At 72.2% G+C, this 20,863-nt stretch carries 20 protein-coding genes; 12 read left to right on the top strand and 8 right to left on the bottom strand.

What is annotated here, in order from left to right:
* The first annotated feature begins 416 nt into the window (after positions 1 to 416).
* The 3 genes from ACFRAL_RS00475 (at position 417) to ACFRAL_RS00465 (ending at position 4,184) form a co-directional block, all read left to right on the top strand.
* Positions 417 to 794, top strand: coding sequence for a DUF4870 domain-containing protein (locus ACFRAL_RS00475; protein ID WP_336394356.1), 378 nt, complete (start codon positions 417 to 419; stop codon positions 792 to 794).
* Between the two features lie 58 nt (positions 795 to 852).
* On the top strand, positions 853 to 2,688 hold the full coding sequence (locus tag ACFRAL_RS00470) for a glycoside hydrolase family 15 protein (RefSeq protein ID WP_336394357.1): 1,836 nt from the start codon (positions 853 to 855) through the stop codon (positions 2,686 to 2,688).
* Between the two features lie 110 nt (positions 2,689 to 2,798).
* On the top strand, positions 2,799 to 4,184 hold the full coding sequence (locus ACFRAL_RS00465) for a glycine--tRNA ligase (RefSeq protein ID WP_336394358.1): 1,386 nt from the start codon (positions 2,799 to 2,801) through the stop codon (positions 4,182 to 4,184).
* Positions 4,185 to 4,252: 68 nt separating this feature from the next.
* On the opposite strand, the gene ACFRAL_RS00460 is transcribed toward ACFRAL_RS00465, so the two are convergent.
* The 4 genes from ACFRAL_RS00460 to ACFRAL_RS00445 form a co-directional block, all read right to left on the bottom strand.
* Positions 4,253 to 5,755: an SPFH domain-containing protein gene (locus ACFRAL_RS00460; RefSeq protein ID WP_336394359.1), complete on the bottom strand. Its 1,503-nt coding sequence runs from the start codon at positions 5,753 to 5,755 to the stop codon at positions 4,253 to 4,255.
* Between the two features lie 63 nt (positions 5,756 to 5,818).
* The gene (locus ACFRAL_RS00455) at positions 5,819 to 6,286 is read right to left on the bottom strand and encodes a hypothetical protein (RefSeq protein ID WP_336394360.1); all 468 of its coding nucleotides are present in this window, start codon (positions 6,284 to 6,286) and stop codon (positions 5,819 to 5,821) included.
* 108 nt (positions 6,287 to 6,394) lie between these two features.
* Entirely contained in the window at positions 6,395 to 6,817 is a 423-nt protein-coding gene (locus ACFRAL_RS00450) for a DUF1801 domain-containing protein (RefSeq protein WP_378878642.1), read from the bottom strand.
* The gene (locus tag ACFRAL_RS00445; protein ID WP_336394362.1) at positions 6,817 to 7,398 is read right to left on the bottom strand and encodes an HhH-GPD-type base excision DNA repair protein; all 582 of its coding nucleotides are present in this window, start codon (positions 7,396 to 7,398) and stop codon (positions 6,817 to 6,819) included. The genes ACFRAL_RS00450 and ACFRAL_RS00445 overlap by 1 nt, the downstream gene beginning before the upstream one ends.
* A gap of 78 nt (positions 7,399 to 7,476) precedes the next feature.
* On the opposite strand from ACFRAL_RS00445, the gene ACFRAL_RS00440 reads away from it, so the two are divergent.
* From ACFRAL_RS00440 to ACFRAL_RS00400, 9 genes are all read left to right on the top strand, one after another.
* Positions 7,477 to 9,048 carry a protoporphyrinogen/coproporphyrinogen oxidase gene (locus ACFRAL_RS00440; protein WP_378878639.1) on the top strand — a complete coding sequence of 524 codons (1,572 nt, stop codon included), beginning with the start codon at positions 7,477 to 7,479 and terminating at the stop codon, positions 9,046 to 9,048.
* A gap of 98 nt (positions 9,049 to 9,146) precedes the next feature.
* On the top strand, positions 9,147 to 9,536 hold the full coding sequence (locus ACFRAL_RS00435; protein WP_336394364.1) for a hypothetical protein: 390 nt from the start codon (positions 9,147 to 9,149) through the stop codon (positions 9,534 to 9,536).
* A gap of 4 nt (positions 9,537 to 9,540) precedes the next feature.
* Positions 9,541 to 9,942, top strand: a complete 402-nt coding sequence (locus ACFRAL_RS00430) for a phage holin family protein (protein WP_378878637.1) — start codon at positions 9,541 to 9,543, stop codon at positions 9,940 to 9,942.
* Positions 9,932 to 10,210: a hypothetical protein gene (locus ACFRAL_RS00425; protein WP_336394366.1), complete on the top strand. Its 279-nt coding sequence runs from the start codon at positions 9,932 to 9,934 to the stop codon at positions 10,208 to 10,210. The genes ACFRAL_RS00430 and ACFRAL_RS00425 overlap by 11 nt, the downstream gene beginning before the upstream one ends.
* Before the next feature lie 202 nt (positions 10,211 to 10,412).
* Entirely contained in the window at positions 10,413 to 11,255 is an 843-nt protein-coding gene (locus tag ACFRAL_RS00420; protein WP_336394367.1) for a uroporphyrinogen-III synthase, read from the top strand.
* Between the two features lie 5 nt (positions 11,256 to 11,260).
* Positions 11,261 to 12,244 (top strand): 2-phospho-L-lactate transferase, encoded by a 984-nt coding sequence (gene cofD / locus ACFRAL_RS00415; protein WP_378878634.1) that lies wholly within the window; start codon positions 11,261 to 11,263, stop codon positions 12,242 to 12,244.
* Between the two features lies 1 nt (position 12,245).
* Positions 12,246 to 12,989: a sulfite exporter TauE/SafE family protein gene (locus tag ACFRAL_RS00410; protein WP_378878632.1), complete on the top strand. Its 744-nt coding sequence runs from the start codon at positions 12,246 to 12,248 to the stop codon at positions 12,987 to 12,989.
* Between the two features lie 121 nt (positions 12,990 to 13,110).
* Positions 13,111 to 14,556, top strand: a complete 1,446-nt coding sequence (locus ACFRAL_RS00405) for a DUF222 domain-containing protein (protein ID WP_378878630.1) — start codon at positions 13,111 to 13,113, stop codon at positions 14,554 to 14,556.
* A 146-nt stretch (positions 14,557 to 14,702) separates the two neighbouring features.
* Positions 14,703 to 15,164: a GNAT family N-acetyltransferase gene (locus tag ACFRAL_RS00400; RefSeq protein WP_378878628.1), complete on the top strand. Its 462-nt coding sequence runs from the start codon at positions 14,703 to 14,705 to the stop codon at positions 15,162 to 15,164.
* A gap of 18 nt (positions 15,165 to 15,182) precedes the next feature.
* Here the strand turns inward: ACFRAL_RS00400 and cofC are convergent, their stop codons facing one another.
* From cofC to cofG, 4 genes are all read right to left on the bottom strand, one after another.
* A complete protein-coding gene (cofC, locus tag ACFRAL_RS00395; protein WP_378880186.1) occupies positions 15,183 to 15,785 on the bottom strand; it encodes a 2-phospho-L-lactate guanylyltransferase in 603 nt (200 codons plus the stop codon).
* Between the two features lie 80 nt (positions 15,786 to 15,865).
* Positions 15,866 to 16,879 carry a glucose-6-phosphate dehydrogenase (coenzyme-F420) gene (fgd, locus tag ACFRAL_RS00390; protein WP_378878626.1) on the bottom strand — a complete coding sequence of 338 codons (1,014 nt, stop codon included), beginning with the start codon at positions 16,877 to 16,879 and terminating at the stop codon, positions 15,866 to 15,868.
* Positions 16,880 to 16,889: 10 nt separating this feature from the next.
* Positions 16,890 to 18,413, bottom strand: coding sequence for a flavin-containing monooxygenase (locus tag ACFRAL_RS00385; RefSeq protein ID WP_378878624.1), 1,524 nt, complete (start codon positions 18,411 to 18,413; stop codon positions 16,890 to 16,892).
* Positions 18,410 to 20,803 carry a 7,8-didemethyl-8-hydroxy-5-deazariboflavin synthase CofG gene (gene cofG, locus ACFRAL_RS00380; protein WP_378878623.1) on the bottom strand — a complete coding sequence of 798 codons (2,394 nt, stop codon included), beginning with the start codon at positions 20,801 to 20,803 and terminating at the stop codon, positions 18,410 to 18,412. Before cofG ends, ACFRAL_RS00385 begins: the two co-directional genes overlap by 4 nt.
* Between the last annotated feature and the right edge of the window lie 60 nt (positions 20,804 to 20,863).

Genomic DNA, 20,863 nt, shown 5'->3' with positions numbered 1-20,863 from the left:
GCGGACGCGACATCGCGACAGCCGTCGACGTGAACCGGGCGCGTACGGACTCGAGCCCTGTCCGGTCGGGCCGGGGTGGGGATACTCCGGTCCGATTTGTTGTCGGCTCCGACGGAAAGCGTATTCCGATGGCAGCCGCTGGCAGTCTGACATGCGGCCGGGCGGAGGGGCAAGAGAATTCTGAAACGTTTTTGCGATGTCGCCACCGAGGCTTGCGCCACCGGCGACCTGTGGCCTAGGTTCTCGGGCGAACGCTTTCCCAAACCCCCGCCGCCGGGGTGCTTACGGACCACCCCGGCGGCGGGCCCGCGCCATCGCAGCGTCCGGGCGCCGCGCACGGCGGGCGGGCCGCCCCGCCGTGAAGTCGGGGGGAATCCCCCTCCTGCCGGTCCTGTGCGCGCCAGTAGGCTGACGCCATGACGACCCCTCCACCTCCCTCCGCGTACGGCGCCGCCCCTCCGCCGCAGCCGATGTCGCCCGCCGACGAGAAGCTCTGGGCGACCCTCGTGCACCTCGGCGGCCTGTTCTTCGGATTCCTGGCGCCGCTCATCGGCTTCCTCGTGCTCAAGGACCGGGGCCCGTTCGTCCGCGCCCACACCGCCACCGCGCTCAACTTCCAGCTCACCCTGCTGATCGCCTACATCGTGGGCGCGGTGCTGAGCGTCGTGATCATCGGCATCTTCATCCTCATCGCCGCGTACGTGCTCAACATCGTGCTGTGCATCGTCGCCGCGGTGAAGGCCAACCGCGGCGACTGGTACAAGTACCCGGTGACCATCTCCTTCATCAGCTGAGACGGCGCGGTCTGCCGTGGCGACGGCGGACGGCGGGGACGAGCAGGGGAGCGGACCGATGAGCGAGTATCCCGACATCTCGGACCATGGGCTGATCGGCGACCTGCAGACCGCCGCGCTCGTCGACACCGAGGGGTCGATCGACTGGTTCTGCGCGCCGCGGTTCGACTCGCCGAGCGTGTTCGGGTCGCTCCTGGACGCGCAGCGAGGCGGCTTCTGCCGCGTGCGCCCCGAGACCGACGACTACGTGACGCGGCAGCTGTACCTGCCCGACACGGCCATCCTGCTCACGCGGTTCATGACCGAGGAGGGCGTCGGCGAGGTCCTGGACTTCATGCCCATCGCGGGCGACGAGCCGACCGACCGGCACCGCATCGCCCGCCTCATCCGCGTCGTCCGGGGGTCGATGACGTTCGTCGGCGAGATCCGGCCCGCGTTCGCGTACGGGACCGTCGCCCACACCGGCGTCGAGCCGGCGGTCGGCGACGGGGTGCTGTTCCGCGGCGGCGATCAGGCGCTCACCGTGCACCGCGTCGGCGAGATCATCCGCCGCGGCGATCAGCAGGCCGGCACGATCGAGCTGATCGACGGCGGGCTGCGCGTCCACGGGACGCTCCACGCCGGCGATCGCACCGGCGTGCTCCTCGAGACAGGCGGGGCGGCGCCCCGTCGCGTCTCGATCGACGAGCTCGAGCGGATGTACACCGAGACGCAGCGCTTCTGGCGCGACTGGGTGGGGCGCTCGACGTATCGCGGACGCTGGCGCGAGACGGTCCACCGATCGGCCATCACGCTGAAGCTCCTCACCTACGCGCCGAGCGGCGCCCTGGTCGCCGCGCCGACGGCGGGACTGCCCGAGCAGGTCGGCGGCGAGCGCAACTGGGACTACCGATACACCTGGATCCGCGACGCGTCCTTCTCGGTGCAGGCCCTGCTGGGGCTCGGCTACCGCGACGAGGCGGAGGCCTTCGTGCAGTGGCTCACCGACCGGGTGCAGGAGAGCGCGGGCGACGAGTCCGGCCCGCTCAAGATCATGTATCGCGTCGACGGATCGTCCGATCTGGCCGAGACGACGCTGCCCGGGTGGCGCGGCTACCGCGACTCGTCACCGGTGCGCATCGGCAACGGCGCCGCCGATCAGCTGCAGCTGGACATCTACGGCGAGGCGATGGACTCGATCCGGCTCGCCGCCGAGCACGGCTTCCAGCTCAGTGACGGGGAATGGTCCGAGGTGAGCCGCATGCTCGACTGGGTGTGCGACAACTGGGACAGGCCCGAGGAGGGGGTCTGGGAGACCCGCGGCGGACGCAAGAAGTTCACGTTCGGCCGCTTCATGTGCTGGGTGGCGCTGGACCGCGGCATCCGTCTCGCCGAATCCGGCGGCCGGCCCGCCGACATCGTGCGATGGCGCGGCGGGCGGGATGAGATCTACCGGGCGCTCATGGCCACGTCGTGGGACGCCGATCGCGGCGCTTTCGTGCAGGCCGAGGGCAGCGATGTGCTGGATTCCGCGAATCTCATCATGCCGGTCATGGGTGTCATATCGCCGCGCGACCCGAGGTGGCTCTCGACGCTCGCGGCCATGGAGACGGAACTCGTGTCGGACAGCCTCGTCTACCGCTACAACCCGGCCGCGTCGCCCGACGGGCTGCGCGGCTCGGAGGGCACCTTCACGCTCTGCTCGTTCTGGTACGTCGACGCGCTCGCGCGCACCGGACGCACCGAGGAGGCCCGCCTCACCTTCGAGAAGATGCTCACGTACGCCAACCACCTGGGGCTCTACGCCGAGGAGATCGGGCTGACCGGCGAGCAGCTGGGCAACTTCCCGCAGGCGTTCAGCCACCTGTCGCTCATCAACGCGGCCGTGAACCTGGACCGGCTGCTCGATCACTAGAATCGACGGATGGCCGTTTCACGCGGCCGCCGGATCGAGTGCTCGCTCTGCGAGCGTATCGAGATCATCAGCACCCTCGTGCATCCCCTCTCCCGACCATTGGAGCCACCGTGGCCGAGCAGTCTCGCCTCGACAAAGTCATCAGCCTCGCCCGTCATCGCGGGTTCGTGTTCCAGGCAGGTGAGATCTACGGCGGATCCCGGTCGGCATGGGACTACGGCCCCCTCGGCACCGAGCTGAAGGAGAACATCCGCCGCCAGTGGTGGCAGACGTTCGTCCGCGGCCGCGGCGACATGGTGGGCCTGGACTCGTCGATCATCCTGCCCAAGCGCGTGTGGGAGGCATCCGGTCACGTCGCCACCTTCACCGACCCGCTGGTGGAGTGTCTGCAGTGCCACAAGCGCTTCCGCGCCGACAACCTCGTCGAGGACTTCGAGGCGCGCAAGGGTCGCAAGGCCGAGAACGGCCTCGCCGACGTGCCGTGCCCGAATTGCGGCACGAAGGGGCAGTACACCGAGCCGAAGGCGTTCTCGGGCCTGGTGAAGACCTATCTCGGCGTCGTCGACGATGAGTCGGGGCTGCACTTCCTCCGCCCCGAGACCGCGCAGGGCATCTTCGTGAACTTCTCGAACGTGCTCACCGCCAGCCGCAAGAAGCCGCCGTTCGGCATCGGCCAGGTGGGCAAGGCGTTCCGCAACGAGATCACCCCCGGCAACTTCATCTTCCGCACCCGCGAGTTCGAGCAGATGGAGATCGAGTACTTCGTGCCGCCGGCGGAGGCGCAGGAGTGGTTCGACCACTGGGTCGACGAGTGCTGGGACTGGTTCGTCGACCTCGGGATCGACCCGGCCAACATGCGCCGGTTCGACGTGCCCGAGGAGGAGCGCGCGCACTACTCCGACGGGACGATCGACGTCGAGTACCGATTCGGGTTCCCGGGCAAGGAGTGGGGCGAGCTCATGGGCATCGCCAACCGCACCGACTACGACCTCGGCAGCCACACCGAGGCCTCGGGTCAGAGCCTGACCTACTTCGACCAGGCGTCGGGCGAGAAGTACATCCCCTACGTCATCGAGCCCTCGTTCGGCCTCACCCGCAGCATGATGGCGTTCCTCGTCGACGCGTACCACGAGGAGGAGGCGCCGAACGCGAAGGGCGGCACCGACACCCGCACCGTCCTCAAGCTGGACCCGCGCCTGGCGCCGGTGAAGGCCGCGGTGCTGCCGCTGTCGCGCAACGAGCAGCTCTCGCCCATCGCGCGCGAGGTCGCCGAGACCCTACGCGGCCAGTGGAACATCGACTTCGACGACGCCGGCGCCATCGGCCGCCGCTACCGCCGTCAGGACGAGATCGGCACCCCGTTCTGCGTGACCGTCGACTTCGACTCGCTCGACGACCGCGCCGTCACGGTCCGCGACCGCGACACGATGGGGCAGGAGCGCGTCCCGCTCGAGGGTCTGCACGCCTACCTCGCGGAGCGGCTCAAGGGCGCCTGACCCCTCGCTCTCACGCGAGATCGGATGCCTCGACCCGGCCGGGTCGAGGCATCCGCCGTTCCACGGGTCTAGCCGTTCGCCGCGCTCTTCGCGCCGTCCGACGCCGCCTTGGCCGCGCCCGACACGGCGAGGCCGTCGGCGCCGGCGGCCTTCAGCGCGTAGCCCTGCAGGAGCGCGTGGAGGTCGAGGCCGGTGAGGCCCTTGACGACCTCGGTGCCCTCGCCGAGCACCTTGCCCACCGTCTTGGTCATCTCGGAGGCGCCGTCGGTCGAGACCACGGTGAGCTTGTCGATCGAGGCGATGGGCTCGGCGGCGGCGCGGACGATCTCGGGCAGGCGCGAGATGATCTCCTGCGCGAGCGCGGCCTCGCCGTACTTCTGCAGGGCGAGGGCCTTCGCGTCGGTCGAGGCGGCCTCGGCGAGACCCTCGGCCTGGATCGCGGACGCCCGGGCGTCACCCTCGGCCTTGATGCCGGCGGCGAGGGCGACCTGCTTGTCGCGCTCGGCCTCGCCCGACACGCGGACCGCGGTGGCGGCGGCCTCGGCGTCCTGCACGGCGGCGACCTTGTTGGCCTCGGCGATCTTCGTGCGCTTGTAGGCGTCGGCCTCGGTCGCGGCGTTCGCCGCATCGCGCTGCGCGGTCGCGCGCTGCACCTCGGCGTACGCCTGCGCCTCGGCGGGCTTGCGGATCTCGATGTCGAGGCGTTCCTGCGTCACCAGCGCCTGCTCGGTCAGCGCCTCGCGCTCCTGCACGGCGACGAGCTTGTCCTGCTCGGCGGTCGCCAGCTGACCGGCCGCCTGCGCCTCGGCGTTGGCGCGGTCGGTCTCGGCCTTGATCGTCGCCTGCTTGAGGGCGAGCGCCTTCTGGCGCTCGGCGATCTGCTCCGCAGCCTCGATGCGCGCGAACTCGCTGGCGCGGGACGCCTCGGCCTCGCTGATCTCGGCGACCTGGCGTGCGCGAGCCGCCTCGGCGCGACCGAGGTTCGCGAGGTAGTCGCTGCCCGGCGTCGAGATGTCGCTGATGTTGAGGAGGTCCACCTGGAGCCCCTGCTCGACGAGGTCGGCCTTGGTCTCGGCGACGACGCGGTCGGAGAGGCTCTTACGGTCGGAGATGATCTGCTCGATCGTCATGTCGCCCACGATGGAGCGGAGCGACCCCTCGAGCGATTCCTTGATGATCTCGGTGAGCAGGTCCTGCTGCGAGAGGAAGCGCTGCGCCGCCCGGCGCACGCCCTCTTCGGTGCCCGACACCTTGAAGTTGATCGAGGCCTTGATGGCGATCTTGATGCGGTTCTTGTCGACGCCCTCGACCGTGATGCCGATCTGGCGCTGCTCGAGCGAGATCGAGAAGCCCTGCTGGAGGATCGGCCAGACGAAGGTGCGGCCGCCGATCACGACGCGCTGGCCGCTGCCGATCTCGCTGGGGTCGGGCTTGCCCGCACCGCGGCCGACGATCACGAGCGCCTCGTTGGGCGGGACGCGCCGGATGCGGCGCGCGATGAACGTGATCAGACCGAGCACCGCCACGATGAGGGCGACGACCGCGATGACCTGGATGAGTTCGTTGGTCATGGACGACCTTTCCTGTGTGGGTGCCGCGCCGGGTCCCCCACCCGCACGCGGCCGGGACGAGGGTTACTCCGCGACGACCTTGACGCGGGTGCCGGAGTGCTCGACGACGCGGATCCGCACGCCCTCGACGATGGTCTCGTCGGCGTACGCGAGCCGGCGCTCGACCTCCTGCGGACCGTCGAGGCTCACCTCGCCGCCGGCGGGCGACACCGTGGAGCGGGTCACGCCCGACAGCCCGACCGCGGAGGCGGGTGCCCCGTCGGAGCTCTGCGTCAGCCGCTTCACGAAGAGCACCGCGATGAGGTAGGCCAGCACGGCGAGCACCGCCGCGAGCACGTACGCCCACACGGTGTCGAGGCCGCTGGTGTAGGTCAATGCGCCGGACGCCCCGAACACGACCGCGGCGATGCCGAGGGCGGTGCCCGAGATGGCGCCGTCGCCGATGTCGAAGTGGTCGAAGATGTCGCCGACGATGAGCGAGATCAGCAGGACGGCGAGGCCGACGCCTCCGACGATCAGGAACGGCAGCACGGGATCTCCACGAATGGCGAGGGGCGAGGTCCCCCCACCCTAGTGGGACTGGGTGTCTCACCGCTGGCGGGAACCGCCCGCCTGGGGAGAACCGGGTGCCCGGCCGCCTCAGTCCGTGACGGTGAGCGTCGCCGGTCCGGTGTCGCCCTCCATCACCTTGCGGTAGTCCTCCGCCACGATGTCGCGCAGGACCGCGGTGTCGACGGCCTCGAGATCCTTGATGTACAGGCAGCCGACGCCGGTGTCGTGCGGCCCGAGCTGCGCGAGGCGCTCCGCGTGCGCGTCAGTGCGGAGCAGATAGACGGTCGTCGCCTGCCTGCGCGGCGCGAACCCGGCGATCGGTGCGTCGCCCTCCGTGCCGGTCGGGTACCGGTAGTGGCACGAGCCGAAGCCGATGATCGTGCCCCACAGCTCGGGCTCGCGGCCCGTGACGTCGCGCATCAGCTGCACCATGGCCGCCGCGTCCCGCTGCCGCTTGGCGGGCGTGACGGCGGCGATGAACTCGTCGACGTCCCCTCCGGTCTTCTTCATCAGACCCCTCCGCCGCCGCTCTTCGCCGCGGACTTCATCGCGCGCTTGTGCTCGCGCACCTTGGTCAGCGATTCCGGCGAGACGATGTCGGCGACGCTGCGGTAGGACCCCTCCTCGCCGTAGGGGGCGGATGCCTCGCGCCAGCCGTCGCCGGTGTACCCGTACTGCTTGCCGAGCAGCGCGAGGAAGATCTTGGCCTTCTGCTCCCCGAAGCCCGGCAGCTTCTTGAGGCGCTTCAGGACGGTGGCGCCGTCCGGCTCGCCCTGTCGCCAGATCGCCGAGGCGTCGCCGCCCCACTCCTGCTCCACCGCGGCGCACAGCGCCTGCACGCGCGCGGCCATGGACCCGGGGAAGCGGTGCACCGCGGGCGTCGCCGCGAACAGCTCGGCGAACGCCTGCGGGTCGAAGCTCGCGAGTGCCGAGGCATCGAGCGTGCCCGCGCGTTCGGAGATCTTCAGCGGGCCGGCGAACGCGGTCTCCATCGCGACCTGCTGGTCCAGCAGCATGCCGATGAGGAGCGCGAGCGGGTCGTCGGTCAGCAGGCGGTCGGCGGCGTCGTCGCCCGTGATGTGGAGCGTCATGGCCCCAGTCTCCCACCCGCCCCGCCGCGGCGGCACAGTGCCGGAGCGGACGACCACCCGGATGGGAGGATGGATGCCGTGACCGACCCCACGCCCACTCCAGACGCCGCCGCTGCGTCGCCCGGAGCCTCCGGGCGCGTGGGCCCGGCCGCCGAGCCGCTCCCGGACCTCGTCGCCCACGCCCGCGACACGCGCGTCGTCGTGGTCGGCGGCGGCATCGCCGGACTCGTCGCCGCGTGGGAGTGCGCGAAGGTCGGCATGGATGTGACGGTGGTCGAGGCATCCGATCGACTCGGCGGCACGATCGGGGCGACGCGCATCGCCGGACTCGGCCTCGACACGGGCGTCACGTGCTGGTCCACCCGGGGCGGCGCGGTGCGCGCCCTGATCGACGAGGTGCTGCCCGACGCGGCGATCGTACGGCCGCGCGACGACAGCGAGTGGATCGCGGGACTGCCCAAGGGTGCGGCCGCACCGCTTCCGGCCGAGCAGGTGCTCGGCATCCCCGCCAACACGTGGGACGAGAGCGTGCGCCGCATCATCGGCTGGAGCGGCACGTGGCGCGCGTACCTGGACCGCCTGCGGCCGCCGCTGACCATCGGGAAGCAGCGCAGCCTCGGCCGGCTCGTCGGCGGACGCATGGGCGAGAAGGTGCGCGACCGCCTCGTCGCGCCGCTCAGCCTCGACCGTTTCGGCGTCGCGCCCGACGACGTCGACGTCGTGGTCGCCGCGCCCGGGCTCGGCTCGGCGCTCACCCGCACGGGGTCGCTGAGCGGCGCGGTCGCCGAGCTCCGCATCGACGCGTCCCGGGGTGGCTCGATTGAAGGACTGGACGGCGGGATGCCTCAGCTCGTCGCCGCGCTCGCCGCGCGCCTGGCCGAGCGCGGCGCCGTGGTGCACACCGGAGCCCGTGCGACCGGGCTGGCGCGGCACGACGGCGTATGGAGCGTCACGCTCGAGGAGCCCGCGGCGCCGGAGGGTGACACCGCGGCGCCGGAGGGCGAGCCCGTCCGGCCTGCCGAGCTCACCGCCGACGCGGTCGTCGTCGCCGCCGATGAGGCGGCCGCGCGCGCACTCCTCGGGCCGGTGCTCGGCGACGCCGCCTTCGCGCAGACATCGCCCGCCGGCATCGTCCGCGAGGTGGTGACGCTCGTGCTCGACGCGCCCGAGCTCGACGCGGCGCCGCGCGGCGCGCACGTCCACGCCGTCCCCGGCACCGGCCGGGCCAGCGGTCTCGTGCACGAGACCGCGCGGTGGGAGTGGCTCGCCCGCGCGGCGGGCCCGGGCCGGCACGTCGTGCGCGTGGCGTTCGGCGGGCCCGGCGCCGCACCGGCGACGGCCGGGATGACGGATGCCGACGCCGCCGCGCTCGCTGCGGGCGAGGCGTCCGCCCTGCTCGGCGTCCCGCTCGACGCCGACCGCGTCGCGGGCTTCCACCGGGGCGTGTACAGGCTGGCGCCGCCCGCCTCGGCGATGGGGCAGCGCGAGCGCGCCGCGGGCGTCCGCGCCGACGCCGGGAGGGTTCCGGATCTGGCGGTGGTGGGCGCATGGCTCGCCGGTAGCGGGCTTGCGCGGGTCGTCGCCGACGCGCAGAACCAGGCCGACGAGCTCCGTCGTCGCGTGCTGTGGGGAGCCGGGCCGAAGAAGTGAACACCGCGCGGCGAGCGGTGTCAAGGGTGGATGCCCTGATCGGCATACAGGGCTACCCTGGGAGCATCGTCAGGTCACACCGAGCGTGAGGAGACCTCATGAAGGGCAAAGCAGGACTCGTCGTCGGGATCGCCATCGGGTACGTGCTCGGGAGCAGGGCCGGTCGCGAGCGCTACGAGCAGATCAAGGAGCAGTGGCTCAAGGTCTGGAACATGGACCAGGTGCAGGAGCAGGTCGTCAAGGTCAAGGACTTCGCGAAGTCCCAGACGATGGCGCTGCCCTCGACCATCTGGGACTCGGCCGTCAAGGTCACCAAGGCCGCCGGTTCGAAGGGCACTCCCGGCGAGCGCCTGGACGCCGCGATCAAGGTCGGGAAAGACTCCTCCGACGACGTCGGCCGGGCGGCGCAGACCTCCGCGGAGGCCGTGAAGGACGCCGTGGACGACGCGGTCGGGGACCCCTCCGAGAACGGACGCGGCGGGGCCTGACGTGATGACCACACCGCGTGGCTTCCGCGACCGCGCGGACGACAGCCTGCTCACCCTCGTCGGGGAGATCCCGGAGCTGGTCCGCAACCTCGTCATCGCCGAGATCGACGCCGCCAAGGTCTGGCTCGCCCGGACGGCGAAGGACGGGGGCTGGGGCGCCCTGTGGGTCTTCGCGGCGCTGTTCGTGCTGTTCTGGTCCGTCCCCGTGCTCGGCACCTTCGTGATCGCCGGGCTGTCGTCCTGGTGGCCGGTGTGGCTCTCAGCGCTCGTTGTCTTCTTCGGCATGCTGATCATCACCGCGGTGCTGGCGCTGCTGGGCATCATGCGCTTCCGCAAGATCGGCGAACGCCAGAACCCGGTGGAATCGATCGCCCTCGACGTCAAGGAGGTCCGCGATGAGCTCTGACGCCGTCGTGCCGGTCCCGCGCACCGCCGTCCCCCTCGGCATCGCCGACCCCGTGGTGCAGGCGCGCACCGAGCTGAAGGCCGCCCTCGCCGCCATCGAGGAGAAGGCGAACCTGCCCCGGCGCGCCGGGCGCGCGCTCGATGTCGGGATCGACCGGGCCCGCACCTTCCAGCGCCGCAATCCCGCGCTGGCCGCCGTCGCGGTGATCGTGTCCGCCGCCGCAGTCGGTGCCGCGGTGTGGGGTTTCGTCCGCCTCTACACCCGCTGACCCGGACCGCTCCGCCCGCCGCCCTCGCCGCCACCGTCCCCCGACGGCGGTCCCCGCCTCCCGCAAGGAGGGGTATGCTCGTGAGGCAAGGCAGTGCAATGGTGCGTATGCTGCCGATCGCGCGAACCCGATTCCAATCGCGCAATCGGCTGCTCGAACGTCGTGGGCGGCCGACTGAGCACCATCGAGAGTCGACCCCCTTATGAACACCGCCGCAGCACAGCACCAGTCCGCCAAGCCGCTCACCGGCTGGCGCGTCCTCGTGCCCCGTGGCGGCCCCTGGGGCGACGGCGTCGCGGCCACGCTGCGCCGTCAGGGCGCGACCCCGGTCATCGCGCCGCTGATCAACTTCGCCCCGACCAACGACCAGGCCACCCTCGAGCAGGCGATCGCCGACCTCGCCGCCGGCGCCTTCGACTGGCTCACCGTGACCAGTGCCACGACCGTCGACGTGCTGTACGCCTACCGTGCCGTCGTGCCGCCGACGACCAAGGTCGCGGCGGTCGGCGAGACGACCGCGGCGGCGCTGCTCGCCGTCGGGTATCGCGTCGACCTCGTCCCCGAGCGCGACAACTCCGCCGCCGGCATGGCCGAGCAGCTCATCGCGCTCGAGCCGCAGGCCCGCGACATCCTCACCCTCCGCAGCGAGATCGCCAAGCCCGTGCTCACGCGCATGCTCACCGAGGCCGGCCACCGCGTCCGCAGCGTCGTGGCGTACCGCACGGTCGGGGTCCCCGTCACCGAGCGCATCGCCGAGGACGTCCGCTCCGGTCGCATCAACGCCATCCTCGTCACCAGCGGCTCGGTCGCCGAGCAGGTGCACGACCAGTTCCCCGTGATCCCGCGCACGACCCTGATCGCCGCCATCGGCCCGCGCACCGCCCGCGACGCCCGCCGCGCCGGGCTCGACGTCGACGTCGTCGCCGACGCGCAGACGGTCGACGCCCTCATCGACGCGGTCGGCAAGTTCGACCTGCCCCACGCCGCCGACGAGTTCGCCCCGAAGACGGGTGTGCTGCCGCAGCTGCGCGCCGACCGGAGCTGAGCCCGGTGACGGACTCACCGCGCGTCGTCGTGCTCGCGGGCGGCGTCGGCGGCTCCACGTTCGTGCTCGGCGTGCGCGACGCGCTGCGCGAGCGGGGGGTCGACGACACCGCCTCGGCGCTGACCGTCGTGGTCAACACGGGCGACGATCTGTGGCTCTCGGGTGTGCGGCTCCAGCCCGACGTCGACTCGATCACCTACGCCCTGGCCGGGGTGAACGACGCCGAGCGGGGGTGGGGCCGCCAGGGCGACAGTGAGCGCGTCAACCACGAGCTCCAGGAGTGGGGAGCCGGATGGCCGTGGTTCACCCTCGGCGACCTCGATCTCGGCACCCATCTCGCACGCACCGGGTGGCTGCGCGAGGGCGCGACGCCCACGGGCGTGCTCGAGCGCATGTCGCGGCGGTGGGACCTCGGAGCACGACTGCTGCCGATGACCGACGACGAGGTGGACACCGTCGTCGTGCTGAGCGACGGCACGCGCCTGCACTTCCAGGAGTGGTGGACGCGACACCGCGCCACCCTCGCTCCCGCCCGGTTCGAGAATCCGGGCATCGAGGCCGCGGCAGCCGCGCCCGGCGTGACCGCCGCCATCGCGGCCGCCGATGCCGTGCTCGTCGCGCCCTCGAACCCGGTCGTGTCGATCGGCCCCATCCTCGCCGTGCCCGGCGTCCGCGACGCGCTGCGCGCTGCGCCCGCCCAGGTGGTCGGCGTCTCGCCGATCATCGGCGGGAAGGTCGTGCGCGGCATGGCCGACGTGTGCCTCACCGCGATCGGCGTCGACACCTCGGCGGCCGCCGTCGCCTCCCTCTACGGTGCCCGCGGCACCGGCGGGATCCTCGACGCTTGGCTGATCGCCGAGGAGGACGCGTCCGCGTCCGACGAGGTGACAGGGCACGGCATCCGATCCCTCGTCCGTCCGCTGTGGATGACGGATGCCGCGCGCCGCGCCGCGCTCGCCGAGGCCGCCCTCGCGGCGGCCGGGGTCTGACGTGCCGGAACTCGCCTGGTCGGCGTGGGTGCTCCTTGGCGTCGCGGCGGTGATCGTCGGGCTCTCGAAGACCGCCGTGCCGGGAGCGGGGACCATCGCGGTCGCCATCTTCGCCGCCGTCCTGCCGGCGCGGCAGTCGACCGGCGTGCTGCTCCTGCTGCTGATCGTCGCCGACATCTTCGCGGTGACGATGTACCGGCGCCACGCCGACTGGCGCACCCTGCTGCGGCTCGCGCCGGCCGTGGTGGCCGGCGTGCTGGCCGGCGTCGTCTTCCTGTGGTTCGCCGACGACCTGTGGGTCAAGCGGACGATCGGCGTGATCCTCCTCGCCGTCATCGCGATCACGCTGCTGCGCCGGCGGTTCGTCTCGCAGGTCGACACGGACGGGCCGCACCGCGTCGCCGCCGCGACCTACGGCTCGCTCGGCGGGTTCACCACGATGGTGGCCAATGCCGCCGGTCCGGTGATGTCGATGTACTTCCTCGCCGCCCGGTTCGAGGTGAAGGCCTTCCTCGGCACCGCCGCCTGGTTCTTCGCGATCGTGAACCTCTTCAAGGTGCCGTTCTCGATCGGCATCGGCATCATCACGGTCCCGGGGCTGCTCATCGACCTGGTGCTCGTGCCGTTCGTGATCGTCGCGGCCCTGGCCGGCCGCTGGATCGCGGATCGGCTCGATCAGACGGTGTTCGAGCGACTGGTGATCGCGTTCACGATCGTGGGGGCGACGTACCTGCTCGTGTCGTAGGTTCTCGGGCGCGGTTCGGACTGGGATGGGGCTTCCCCGTCGTTCCGATCTTCGATCATCCACATGTGGATGATCCTGTGGACTCGAAGATGATGTCGGAGGTCGGCGCGACAATAGACGCATGTACGCACCGCCGCCGATTCTCGACGAAGAGGTCGAAGCGATGCTCTGGCGCGAGCGTGAGTCGGCCGCCGAGGGGTGGGAAGAGCCGTACGACGGGCCCCTGGAGACCGGGCCGCGCAGCGAGTCGAGGCACAAGTGGGACGTCGTGGCGATGCGCCGCGAGGAGCTGCTGTACAAGTGGGAGAGGGCCACCGAGCAGATCGCGCGGTGGCAGGGGGCGCAGGTGCGGCTGCTGGCCGAGGCCATGGACCTCGCCCTCGAAGACGGCACGATGCGCGACGACGCCCCGTTGTCGGTGCGCAACGTCGCCGCCGAGCTCGCGTGCGCCGTCGGCATGGCCGACCGCACGATCGAGCAGCGCATGGACGACGCGCTTGTGATGCGCGACCGCTTCCCGCAGACCATGTCGGCGCTCGAAACCGGGCGACTCTCGCTGCCGCACGCCCGGGTCGTGGTCGACGCGGGCGTGCGGGTCGCGTCACCTGAGGGCCGAGCGTCCTACGAGGCCGCCGTGCTCGAGCGCGCCGCCGGGCTCACGACCGGCCGCCTGCGCGTGGTCGCGACGTCGATCGCCGAAGACTACGCGCCGTCGACGATCGCCGAGCGCCACGCCGAGGCCCGTGTCGGGCGGAGAGTGACGCTTCACGACGTGGACGACGGGATGACCGAGTTGTGGGCGCTGCTCCCGTCGGTGCTGGCGCACGGCATCCACGATCGCCTGACGCGAATCGCGCGATCGGTGAAAGATGCCGCGGTCGGCACGGTCGGCGCGTTCGGCGCGTTCGGCGAGGGCGAGGACGCGCCTGATAGCCACGCCGGCACGATCGGTCTCGATGCTCACGACCCCGACGACCGAACGATGGATCAGCTGCGGGCCGACGCGATGTGCGACCTCGTGCTCACAGGTCATCCGACGATCGCGGGGGTCGACCGGTCCGGGGGTGAAGGCATCGATGCACTGCAGGCGATCGTGCAGCTCACGGTGCCCTTCCAGACGCTCGTCGGCGATGACGGCCCCGCGCCCGTGCTCACCGGGCGCGCGCCGATCGACCCCGAGTCCGCGCGGCGGCTGCTGGGTGCGGCGACCCTCTGGGATCGCGTGCTCACCGATCCGGTCTCGGGCGACGTCCTTGCGGTCGATCGCAGGTTCCCGACCGAGGCCCAGCGGCGTCACCTCCGGGCACGCGACGAGCACTGTCGGTTCCCCGGCTGCCGCATGCCCGTGTGGCGCTCCGACATCGACCACACCATCGATCACCAGCACGGCGGTCCGACCGAACACACGAATCTCGCCCACCTGTGCCGCCGACATCACACGCTGAAGCATCACACTCCGTGGCAGGTCGAGCAGCACTCCGGCGGCGTGCTCGCGTGGACGAGTCCACTGGGCCGACGCTACATCGATCGCCCGCCGCCGGGTCTGCGGTTCGTCGCCCGGGAGTGAGTGCTGCCCCGCGAAACCCGCGCCCTCCTGAGAGTGGGCCACCCCCCCGGTGCGGGAGGAGTCGTGGGAGAACGCACTCGTCGTCACTTGCGGCACTCGAGCGATGGCGTCAGGCTCACGGAATGGCGGACGTTCGTGTTCGGCCGATGACAGAGGCCGACGTCCTGGCGGTGGCGGAGCTCAAGGAGCAGTGGGCGGCGCCGGCAGACGCCGCTGCGCCGGATCAGCGACGACGGTTCGCCGAGACGCTCGCGAAATGGATCGAGCGGGAGGGAGCCTCGCTCATCGCGCGCGTCGCAGACCATCAGGGTGAGCTCGTCGGCATGGCGTGGCTCGTGGCGTTCGCGCGAGTTCCGAACATCGATCAGCCCGTGCGCCTGACGGGAGACATCCAGAGTGTCTACGTCGCGCCGGCCTTCCGAGGAGCGGGAGTCGGGCGCGCACTCGTCGCCTCGCTGCTCGACGCGGCCGATACCCGAGGGATCGATCGGGTCACGGTGAGTGCCAATAGGGCGGCCGCATCGCTGTATGCGCAGCTCGGGTTCCGTTCCGACGAATTCCTCCTCGAACGGCGACGCCCCGCGTCGACGGATGTCAGTTCGCCCTAGCCGCGAGTCCACCCTTGCTCAACGCGCAGGGGAGGCTCCGAGCACCGCAGCCGTCCTCCAGCCCACCACCAGCCGCACCGCAGCCTCGAGCTGATCTGCGGTGTCGACGTCACGACGGAGGGTCGAGGCATCCGGAATCTCCAACGGCGTGCACCCCGCGCCCGTGTGCCGCGCGAAGGAGCCGTCGCCGAAGGACGACGACCAGGGCACCCCGGGCCGGGCCGTCACCAAGGTCGAGCCGGTTCCCTCGGCATCGGCGACGACAGCACGGTCGACGGATGCCGCAGCCCGCAGCGCCTCGTGGAGGTCGGCGGGGCGGAGCGAGGGGAGGTCGCCGAGGAGCGCCGCGCGCGGCATCCGTCCACTCGGGTCGATCGCCTCGATACCGGTCGCGACCGCGGCGTCGAGTCCGCGCGGATCACCCTCGGAGACGGTCCGCAGCGCGGGGATCGTCGCCGACTCGCGTGCGAGCACCGGGTCGTCCGAGACGACGACGACCTGCAGCACGCTCTCGCAGCGCGCTGCGGCCTCGATCGTGTCGAGGGCGATCGCCCGCGCGAGCTCCGCGCGGTCCACGCCCGCAACCTCGAGTCGCGACTTGCCCTGCGCCGACCTCTTCACCGGGACGACGACGACCCAGCGCAGCGCAGGGCCCGGCGCCCCAACGGGCTCAGCCCGCGACCGGCGCGTGAACCAGGGCGTCACGCGCCGAACTTGGCCCGGAGGCGCGGCAGGATCTCCTCGCCGTACATCCGCAGGAACGAGCCCTGGTCGTGCCCCGGGTCGTGGAACACCAGGTGGCGGAAGCCGAGCTCGACGTACCACGAGATGCGTTCGACGTGCTCGTCGGGGTCGTCCGACACGATGAACCGTGATGCGGCGCGCTCGATCGGCAGGGCCTCGCCGAGCCGCTGCATCTCGATGGGGTCGTCCACGCCCATCTTCTCCTCGGGGGTCAGCGCGAGCGGCGCCCAGAACCGCGTCTTCTCCTGCGCGGCCTCGAGGCTCTCGTCGAGCGAGACCTTCACCTCGATGAGCGTGTCGATGGCGTCGGGTGCGCGGCCGGCCTTCTCGAGCCCCTCGTGGAGCGCCGGCAGCAGCGTGTCGGTGTACAGCTCCCGCTTCTTGCCGCTCGTCGTGATGAACCCGTCGGCGATCCGGCCGGCGAGGCGGGTGGCGGCCGGGCCTGCGGCCCCGATGTAGATCGGCACCGGCTCGGGGAGCTTGTCGTAGATGGTGATGTTCCGGGCGTGGTAGTAGGTGCCGTCGAAGGTGACGCGGTCCTCCGACCACAGCCGGCGGATGAGGCCGATCGCCTCCTTGAGCCGCTGGAAGCGCTCCGGCGGCTCGGGCCAGGTGATGCCGAGGTTCGCCTCGTTGAGCGCCTCGCCGGTGCCGACCCCGAGGATCACGCGTCCCGGGTACATGACGCCGAGCGTTGCGAAGTCCTGGGCGACGACCGTCGGGTTGTAGCGGAACGTCGGCGTGAGCACCGACGTGCCGATCAGCACGCGCGACGTCTTCGCGCCGAGCGCCCCGAGCCAGGGGACGGATGCCGGAGCGTGGCCGCCCTGGTGCAGCCACGGCTGCAGGTGGTCCGAGATGAAGACCGAGTCGAACCCGGCCTCCTCCGCCTGAATGGCGTAGTCCAGCAGCTCGGCCGGGCCGAACTGCTCGGCGGAGGCCTTGTAGCCGAAGCGCAGGGGAACGGGCATGGGTGTCCTCTCAGCGGGGAACGGGGGCGGGTTCGGGCAGGAACTCCGAGCCGTCGGCTCGGGCGATGCGCGCGCGGAAGGCGTCGACGGTGCCCGGCCACAGCAGCGTGAGCCGCCCCGAGCGCTCGTCGACGTACCAGTTGCGGCATCCGCCGGTCATCCAGCGAGTGGATGCCGCGGCCCGCGCGATCTCGGCGGTGTACGCGCGCTCGGCCTCGGGGTCGACGCGCAGCACGCGTCCGCCGCGGTCGTCCAGCACGCGCGCGACGTACGCCGCCTGCTCCTCGATCATGAGCACGGAGGAGGAGTGGCCGAGCGACGCGTTCGGGCCGTTGAGCACGAAGAGATTCGGGAACCCCGCGACGACGGTCGAGGCGAACGCCGTCATGCCGCCCGACCAGTGCGCGGCGAGCGTCGTGCCGTCCTCGCCGGCGACGAGCTCGGCGTAGGGCTGGCGGGTCGAGGCGAAACCCGTCGCGAGGACGAGGGCGTCGGCCTCGTGCCGCGAGCCGTCGGAGCCGACGAGCGTCGAGCCCTCGACGGACGAAAGCGCGCCGCGGACGAGCGAGACCGCCCCGGAGGCGACGGCGGGGTAGAAGTCGTCCGACAGCAGCACGCGCTTGCAGCCGAACGCGTAGTCCGGCGTGAGCGCGGCGCGCAGCGCCGCGTCGGGGACCTGTCGCTCGAGGTGCGCGCGCGCGACGGCCTCGGCCTCGGCCGCGGCGTCGGAGTCGCCCGATCGCGAGGCGAAGCGCGCCTCGCCCTCGGCGTACAGGTCGGCACGCAGCGCCTCGAGCGCCTGCGGAGTCGCGGCGAACCGGGCGCGGTCGGCGTCGGAGTACGAATCGCCGCCGCGCGGCACGATCCAGGCGGGTGTGCGCTGGAAGAGGGTGACGTGCGCCGCTGTGCGGGCGAGTTCGGGAACGATCTGGATCGCGCTCGCCCCGGTGCCGGCGATCGCCACGCGGGCGCCGGCCAGCTCGGCGGAATGGTCCCACCGGGCCGAGTGGAACAGCGGGCCCGGGAAGGTCTCGAGTCCGGCGATCCGGGGGATCGAGGGCTCGGTGAGCCGCCCGCACGCGAGCACGAGCACGTCGGCGACGATGACCTCGTCCCCGCGGTCCTCGTCGGGCGCGTCGCCGTGATCTGGCGTGCCGGGCCACGTCCCGGACGAGCCGGTGCTGATCCGCCAGAGGCCGAGCGCGGCATCCCACTGCGCCCCCCGCATCGCGGTGCGGAGCCGCAGGCGGTCGCGCAGCCCTTCCGCGTCGACGACATGCTCGAGATACGCCCGGATCTCGTCGCCCTTCGCGTAGGTGCCCGACCAGGAGGGGTTGGGGTGCGCCGCGAAGCCGTAGAGGTGCGAGGGCACGTCGCACGCGATGCCGGGGTACGTGTTGTCGCGCCACGTGCCGCCGACGGATGCCGCGCGCTCGAGCACCACGACGTCCTCGCGGCCCGCGCGACGCAGCGCCGACGCCACGCCGATGCCCGCGAACCCGGCGCCGACGATCGCGACCTCGACGCGGGTCATCGGGCGACCTGACCGTAGGTGGTCGTGCGCAGGCGGAACGGCCGGAACAGTCGCGCGACCAGGGCGGCGGCATCCGTCACCGGCAGCTCGAGACCGTGCTCGATCCCCGCCTCGGGCTTGACGCGCCCGTCGAGCAGGGCGCCGCCGAGGTCGTCGCCGCCGGACTGCAGGAGGACGGCGGATGCCGCGCGCCCGACGCGCGTCCACGGGATCTGGACGTGCGGGATGCTGCCCGACAGCAGCAGGCGCGACACCGCCACCATCGCACGGTGCTCGTCGAGCGCGGCGCGGCCCGGCACGAGCGGGACGCCGCCGGCCGGGCCCGGCAGCGGGATCGGCACGAACTCCGAGAAGCCGCCGGTCTCATCCTGGATCGCGCGGAGCCGCCGCAGGTGGGCGATGCGCTCGGCGGCCGTCTCGACGTGCCCGTAGAAGATCACGCTCGTCGAGCGGAAGCCCGCGCGGTGCGCGGTGGTGATGCCCTCGACCCAGCGGTCGATCTCGAGGTCCGTCGGCGCGACGAGCCCGCGGACACGCTCGCTCAGCACCTTGACCCCTGTACCCGGGACGGTGTCGACGCCCGCCTCGCGCATCGCCGAGAGGGCGCCGTCGAGGCCGAGACCGGTGCGGTCGGCGAGGTCCCAGACGTCCTGGGGGCGGTAGGCGTGGAGGTGGAGACCGGGTGCCGCCGCCCTCGCGGCACGGGCGATGTCGAGGTAGCCGGTCGGCTCGGCGTCGGCGTCGAGGCGGCCCTGCACGCAGAGCTCGGTGGCGCCCAGGTCCCACGCGTCGGCCGCGATGGCGCCGACGTCGTCGAGGGTGAAGGCGGCGGCCTCGCCGGTCGGCGCGGCGCGGAGCCCCGTGGAGGTGAGGTTGCGGTTCACGACGAGCGTGACGGCCTCGCCCACGGTGTAGCGCCGCACGTCGTCGGCGGTCGCGGCGAGCACGTCGAGGTCGTCGCCGGTCGCCCCCAGCAGCCGCACCCACTCGGCGTCGTCGAGGGTGAGCGGGTCGGCGGCCGCCGCCTCGGCGAGCCGCCGCACGCCCGGTCCGGGAGCTGTCGAGGCGCGACGCTCCTCCGCCTCCTGAGCAGGGAGGCGGGAGGGCCGGACGGGCGCGACGGCAGGTGCGGCGGCCAGGCCGGTCCCGGCGTCCGCGAGGGCCGCCACGGCGGGGCGCAGGGCGGGGTCGATCCATGTTTCGGCATCGAGCACGAACTCGGGCTGGGCCGTCAGGCGCTCGCGGAGGGCGAAGCCGAGCTCCGCCGTCATGCGCGCGAGGTCGTCGAGGTGCGGCCACGGCCGCTCCGGGTTCACGTGGTCGGCGGTGAGCGGCGAGACGCCGCCCCAGTCGTCGGCGCCGGCGCGCACGAGCAGGCCGAACTCGGCGGCGTCCGACAGATTCGGCGGCACCTGGATGCGCATGCGCGGGCCCATCACGAGCCGCGCCACGGCCACCGCGGCGACGTACTCGAGCAGGTCGGCGTCGGGCGCCTCCTGCATCGCGGTGCGGGGCTTCGCGCGGAAGTTCTGCACGATCACCTCCTGCACGTGGCCCTGCCCGGCCACCTGATGCCGCTCGTGGGCGTCGCGGATGGCGACGAGCGATGCCGCGCGGTCGTGCTCCGTCTCGCCGATGCCGACGAGGATGCCCGTCGTGAACGGCACCCGCTCGCGGCCGGCCGCGTCGATCACCTCGAGTCGCACGGCGGGGTCTTTGTCGGGCGAGCCGAAGTGCACCTGCCCGGGCTCCTCGAAGAGCCGGCGCGACGTCGTCTCGAGCATCATGCCCATCGACGGTGCGGCCGGCCGCAGCATCCGCAGCTCGTCCACGCTCATGACACCCGGGTTGGCGTGCGCGAGCAGGCCGGTCTCGGCCGTGACGAGGCGGGCGATGTGGGCGACGTACTCGATCGTCGAGCCGAACCCGTGCTCGTCGAGCCACGCCCGAGCCTCGGGCCAGCGGTCCTCCGGACGATCGCCGAGCGTCAGCAGCACCTCCTTGCACCCCATCGCCTGTCCCTGCCGCACGACGGCGAGCACCTGCTCGGGTGACATGAAGGCGGGCTTGTGCTTCTTCAGCAGCTGACCCGGCGTGTCGACGAACACGCAGTAGTGGCACCGGTCGCGGCACAGCGTCGTCAGCGGGACGAACACCTTGCGCGAGTAGGTGATGACGCCGGGTCGGCCGGATGCTGCGAGCCCGGCGTCGCGCACGCTCCCGGCCAGTGCGAGCAGCCGCTCGAAGCGGTCGCCCGCCGCCCCCAGCAGCGCCTCGGCGTCGCCGACGTCCAGCCGGTCTCCCGCGGCCGCGCGCGCGAGCGCGGTGTCGACGGCGGCGGAGGGGGCTGCGGCGGCCGGGACGGTGACGGAGGGGGACACGACGGTCACCGACCCAGTCTCGCATCGTGCGTGCACCGCGAGGGCCGCGGATCGTTGCCCTCCCGTAAG

This window comes from Microbacterium sp. NPDC056736, assembly GCF_042790415.1.
GTDB lineage: Bacteria > Actinomycetota > Actinomycetes > Actinomycetales > Microbacteriaceae > Microbacterium.
This window is presented reverse-complemented; position numbering and strand designations above follow the sequence as displayed.

What these genes read in the sequence shown, in the direction of transcription:
- ACFRAL_RS00475 (WP_336394356.1), top strand. Translation starts at nt 417, where the DNA reads ATGACGACCCCTCCACCTCCCTCCGCGTACGGCGCCGCCCCTCCGCCG.
- ACFRAL_RS00470 (WP_336394357.1), top strand. Translation starts at nt 853, where the DNA reads ATGAGCGAGTATCCCGACATCTCGGACCATGGGCTGATCGGCGACCTG.
- ACFRAL_RS00460 (WP_336394359.1), bottom strand. Translation starts at nt 5,755, where the DNA reads ATGACCAACGAACTCATCCAGGTCATCGCGGTCGTCGCCCTCATCGTG.
- ACFRAL_RS00450 (WP_378878642.1), bottom strand. Translation starts at nt 6,817, where the DNA reads ATGAAGAAGACCGGAGGGGACGTCGACGAGTTCATCGCCGCCGTCACG.
- ACFRAL_RS00445 (WP_336394362.1), bottom strand. Translation starts at nt 7,398, where the DNA reads ATGACGCTCCACATCACGGGCGACGACGCCGCCGACCGCCTGCTGACC.
- ACFRAL_RS00435 (WP_336394364.1), top strand. Translation starts at nt 9,147, where the DNA reads ATGAAGGGCAAAGCAGGACTCGTCGTCGGGATCGCCATCGGGTACGTG.
- ACFRAL_RS00430 (WP_378878637.1), top strand. Translation starts at nt 9,541, where the DNA reads ATGACCACACCGCGTGGCTTCCGCGACCGCGCGGACGACAGCCTGCTC.
- ACFRAL_RS00425 (WP_336394366.1), top strand. Translation starts at nt 9,932, where the DNA reads ATGAGCTCTGACGCCGTCGTGCCGGTCCCGCGCACCGCCGTCCCCCTC.
- ACFRAL_RS00420 (WP_336394367.1), top strand. Translation starts at nt 10,413, where the DNA reads ATGAACACCGCCGCAGCACAGCACCAGTCCGCCAAGCCGCTCACCGGC.
- ACFRAL_RS00405 (WP_378878630.1), top strand. Translation starts at nt 13,111, where the DNA reads ATGTACGCACCGCCGCCGATTCTCGACGAAGAGGTCGAAGCGATGCTC.
- ACFRAL_RS00400 (WP_378878628.1), top strand. Translation starts at nt 14,703, where the DNA reads ATGACAGAGGCCGACGTCCTGGCGGTGGCGGAGCTCAAGGAGCAGTGG.
- fgd (WP_378878626.1), bottom strand. Translation starts at nt 16,879, where the DNA reads ATGCCCGTTCCCCTGCGCTTCGGCTACAAGGCCTCCGCCGAGCAGTTC.
- ACFRAL_RS00385 (WP_378878624.1), bottom strand. Translation starts at nt 18,413, where the DNA reads ATGACCCGCGTCGAGGTCGCGATCGTCGGCGCCGGGTTCGCGGGCATC.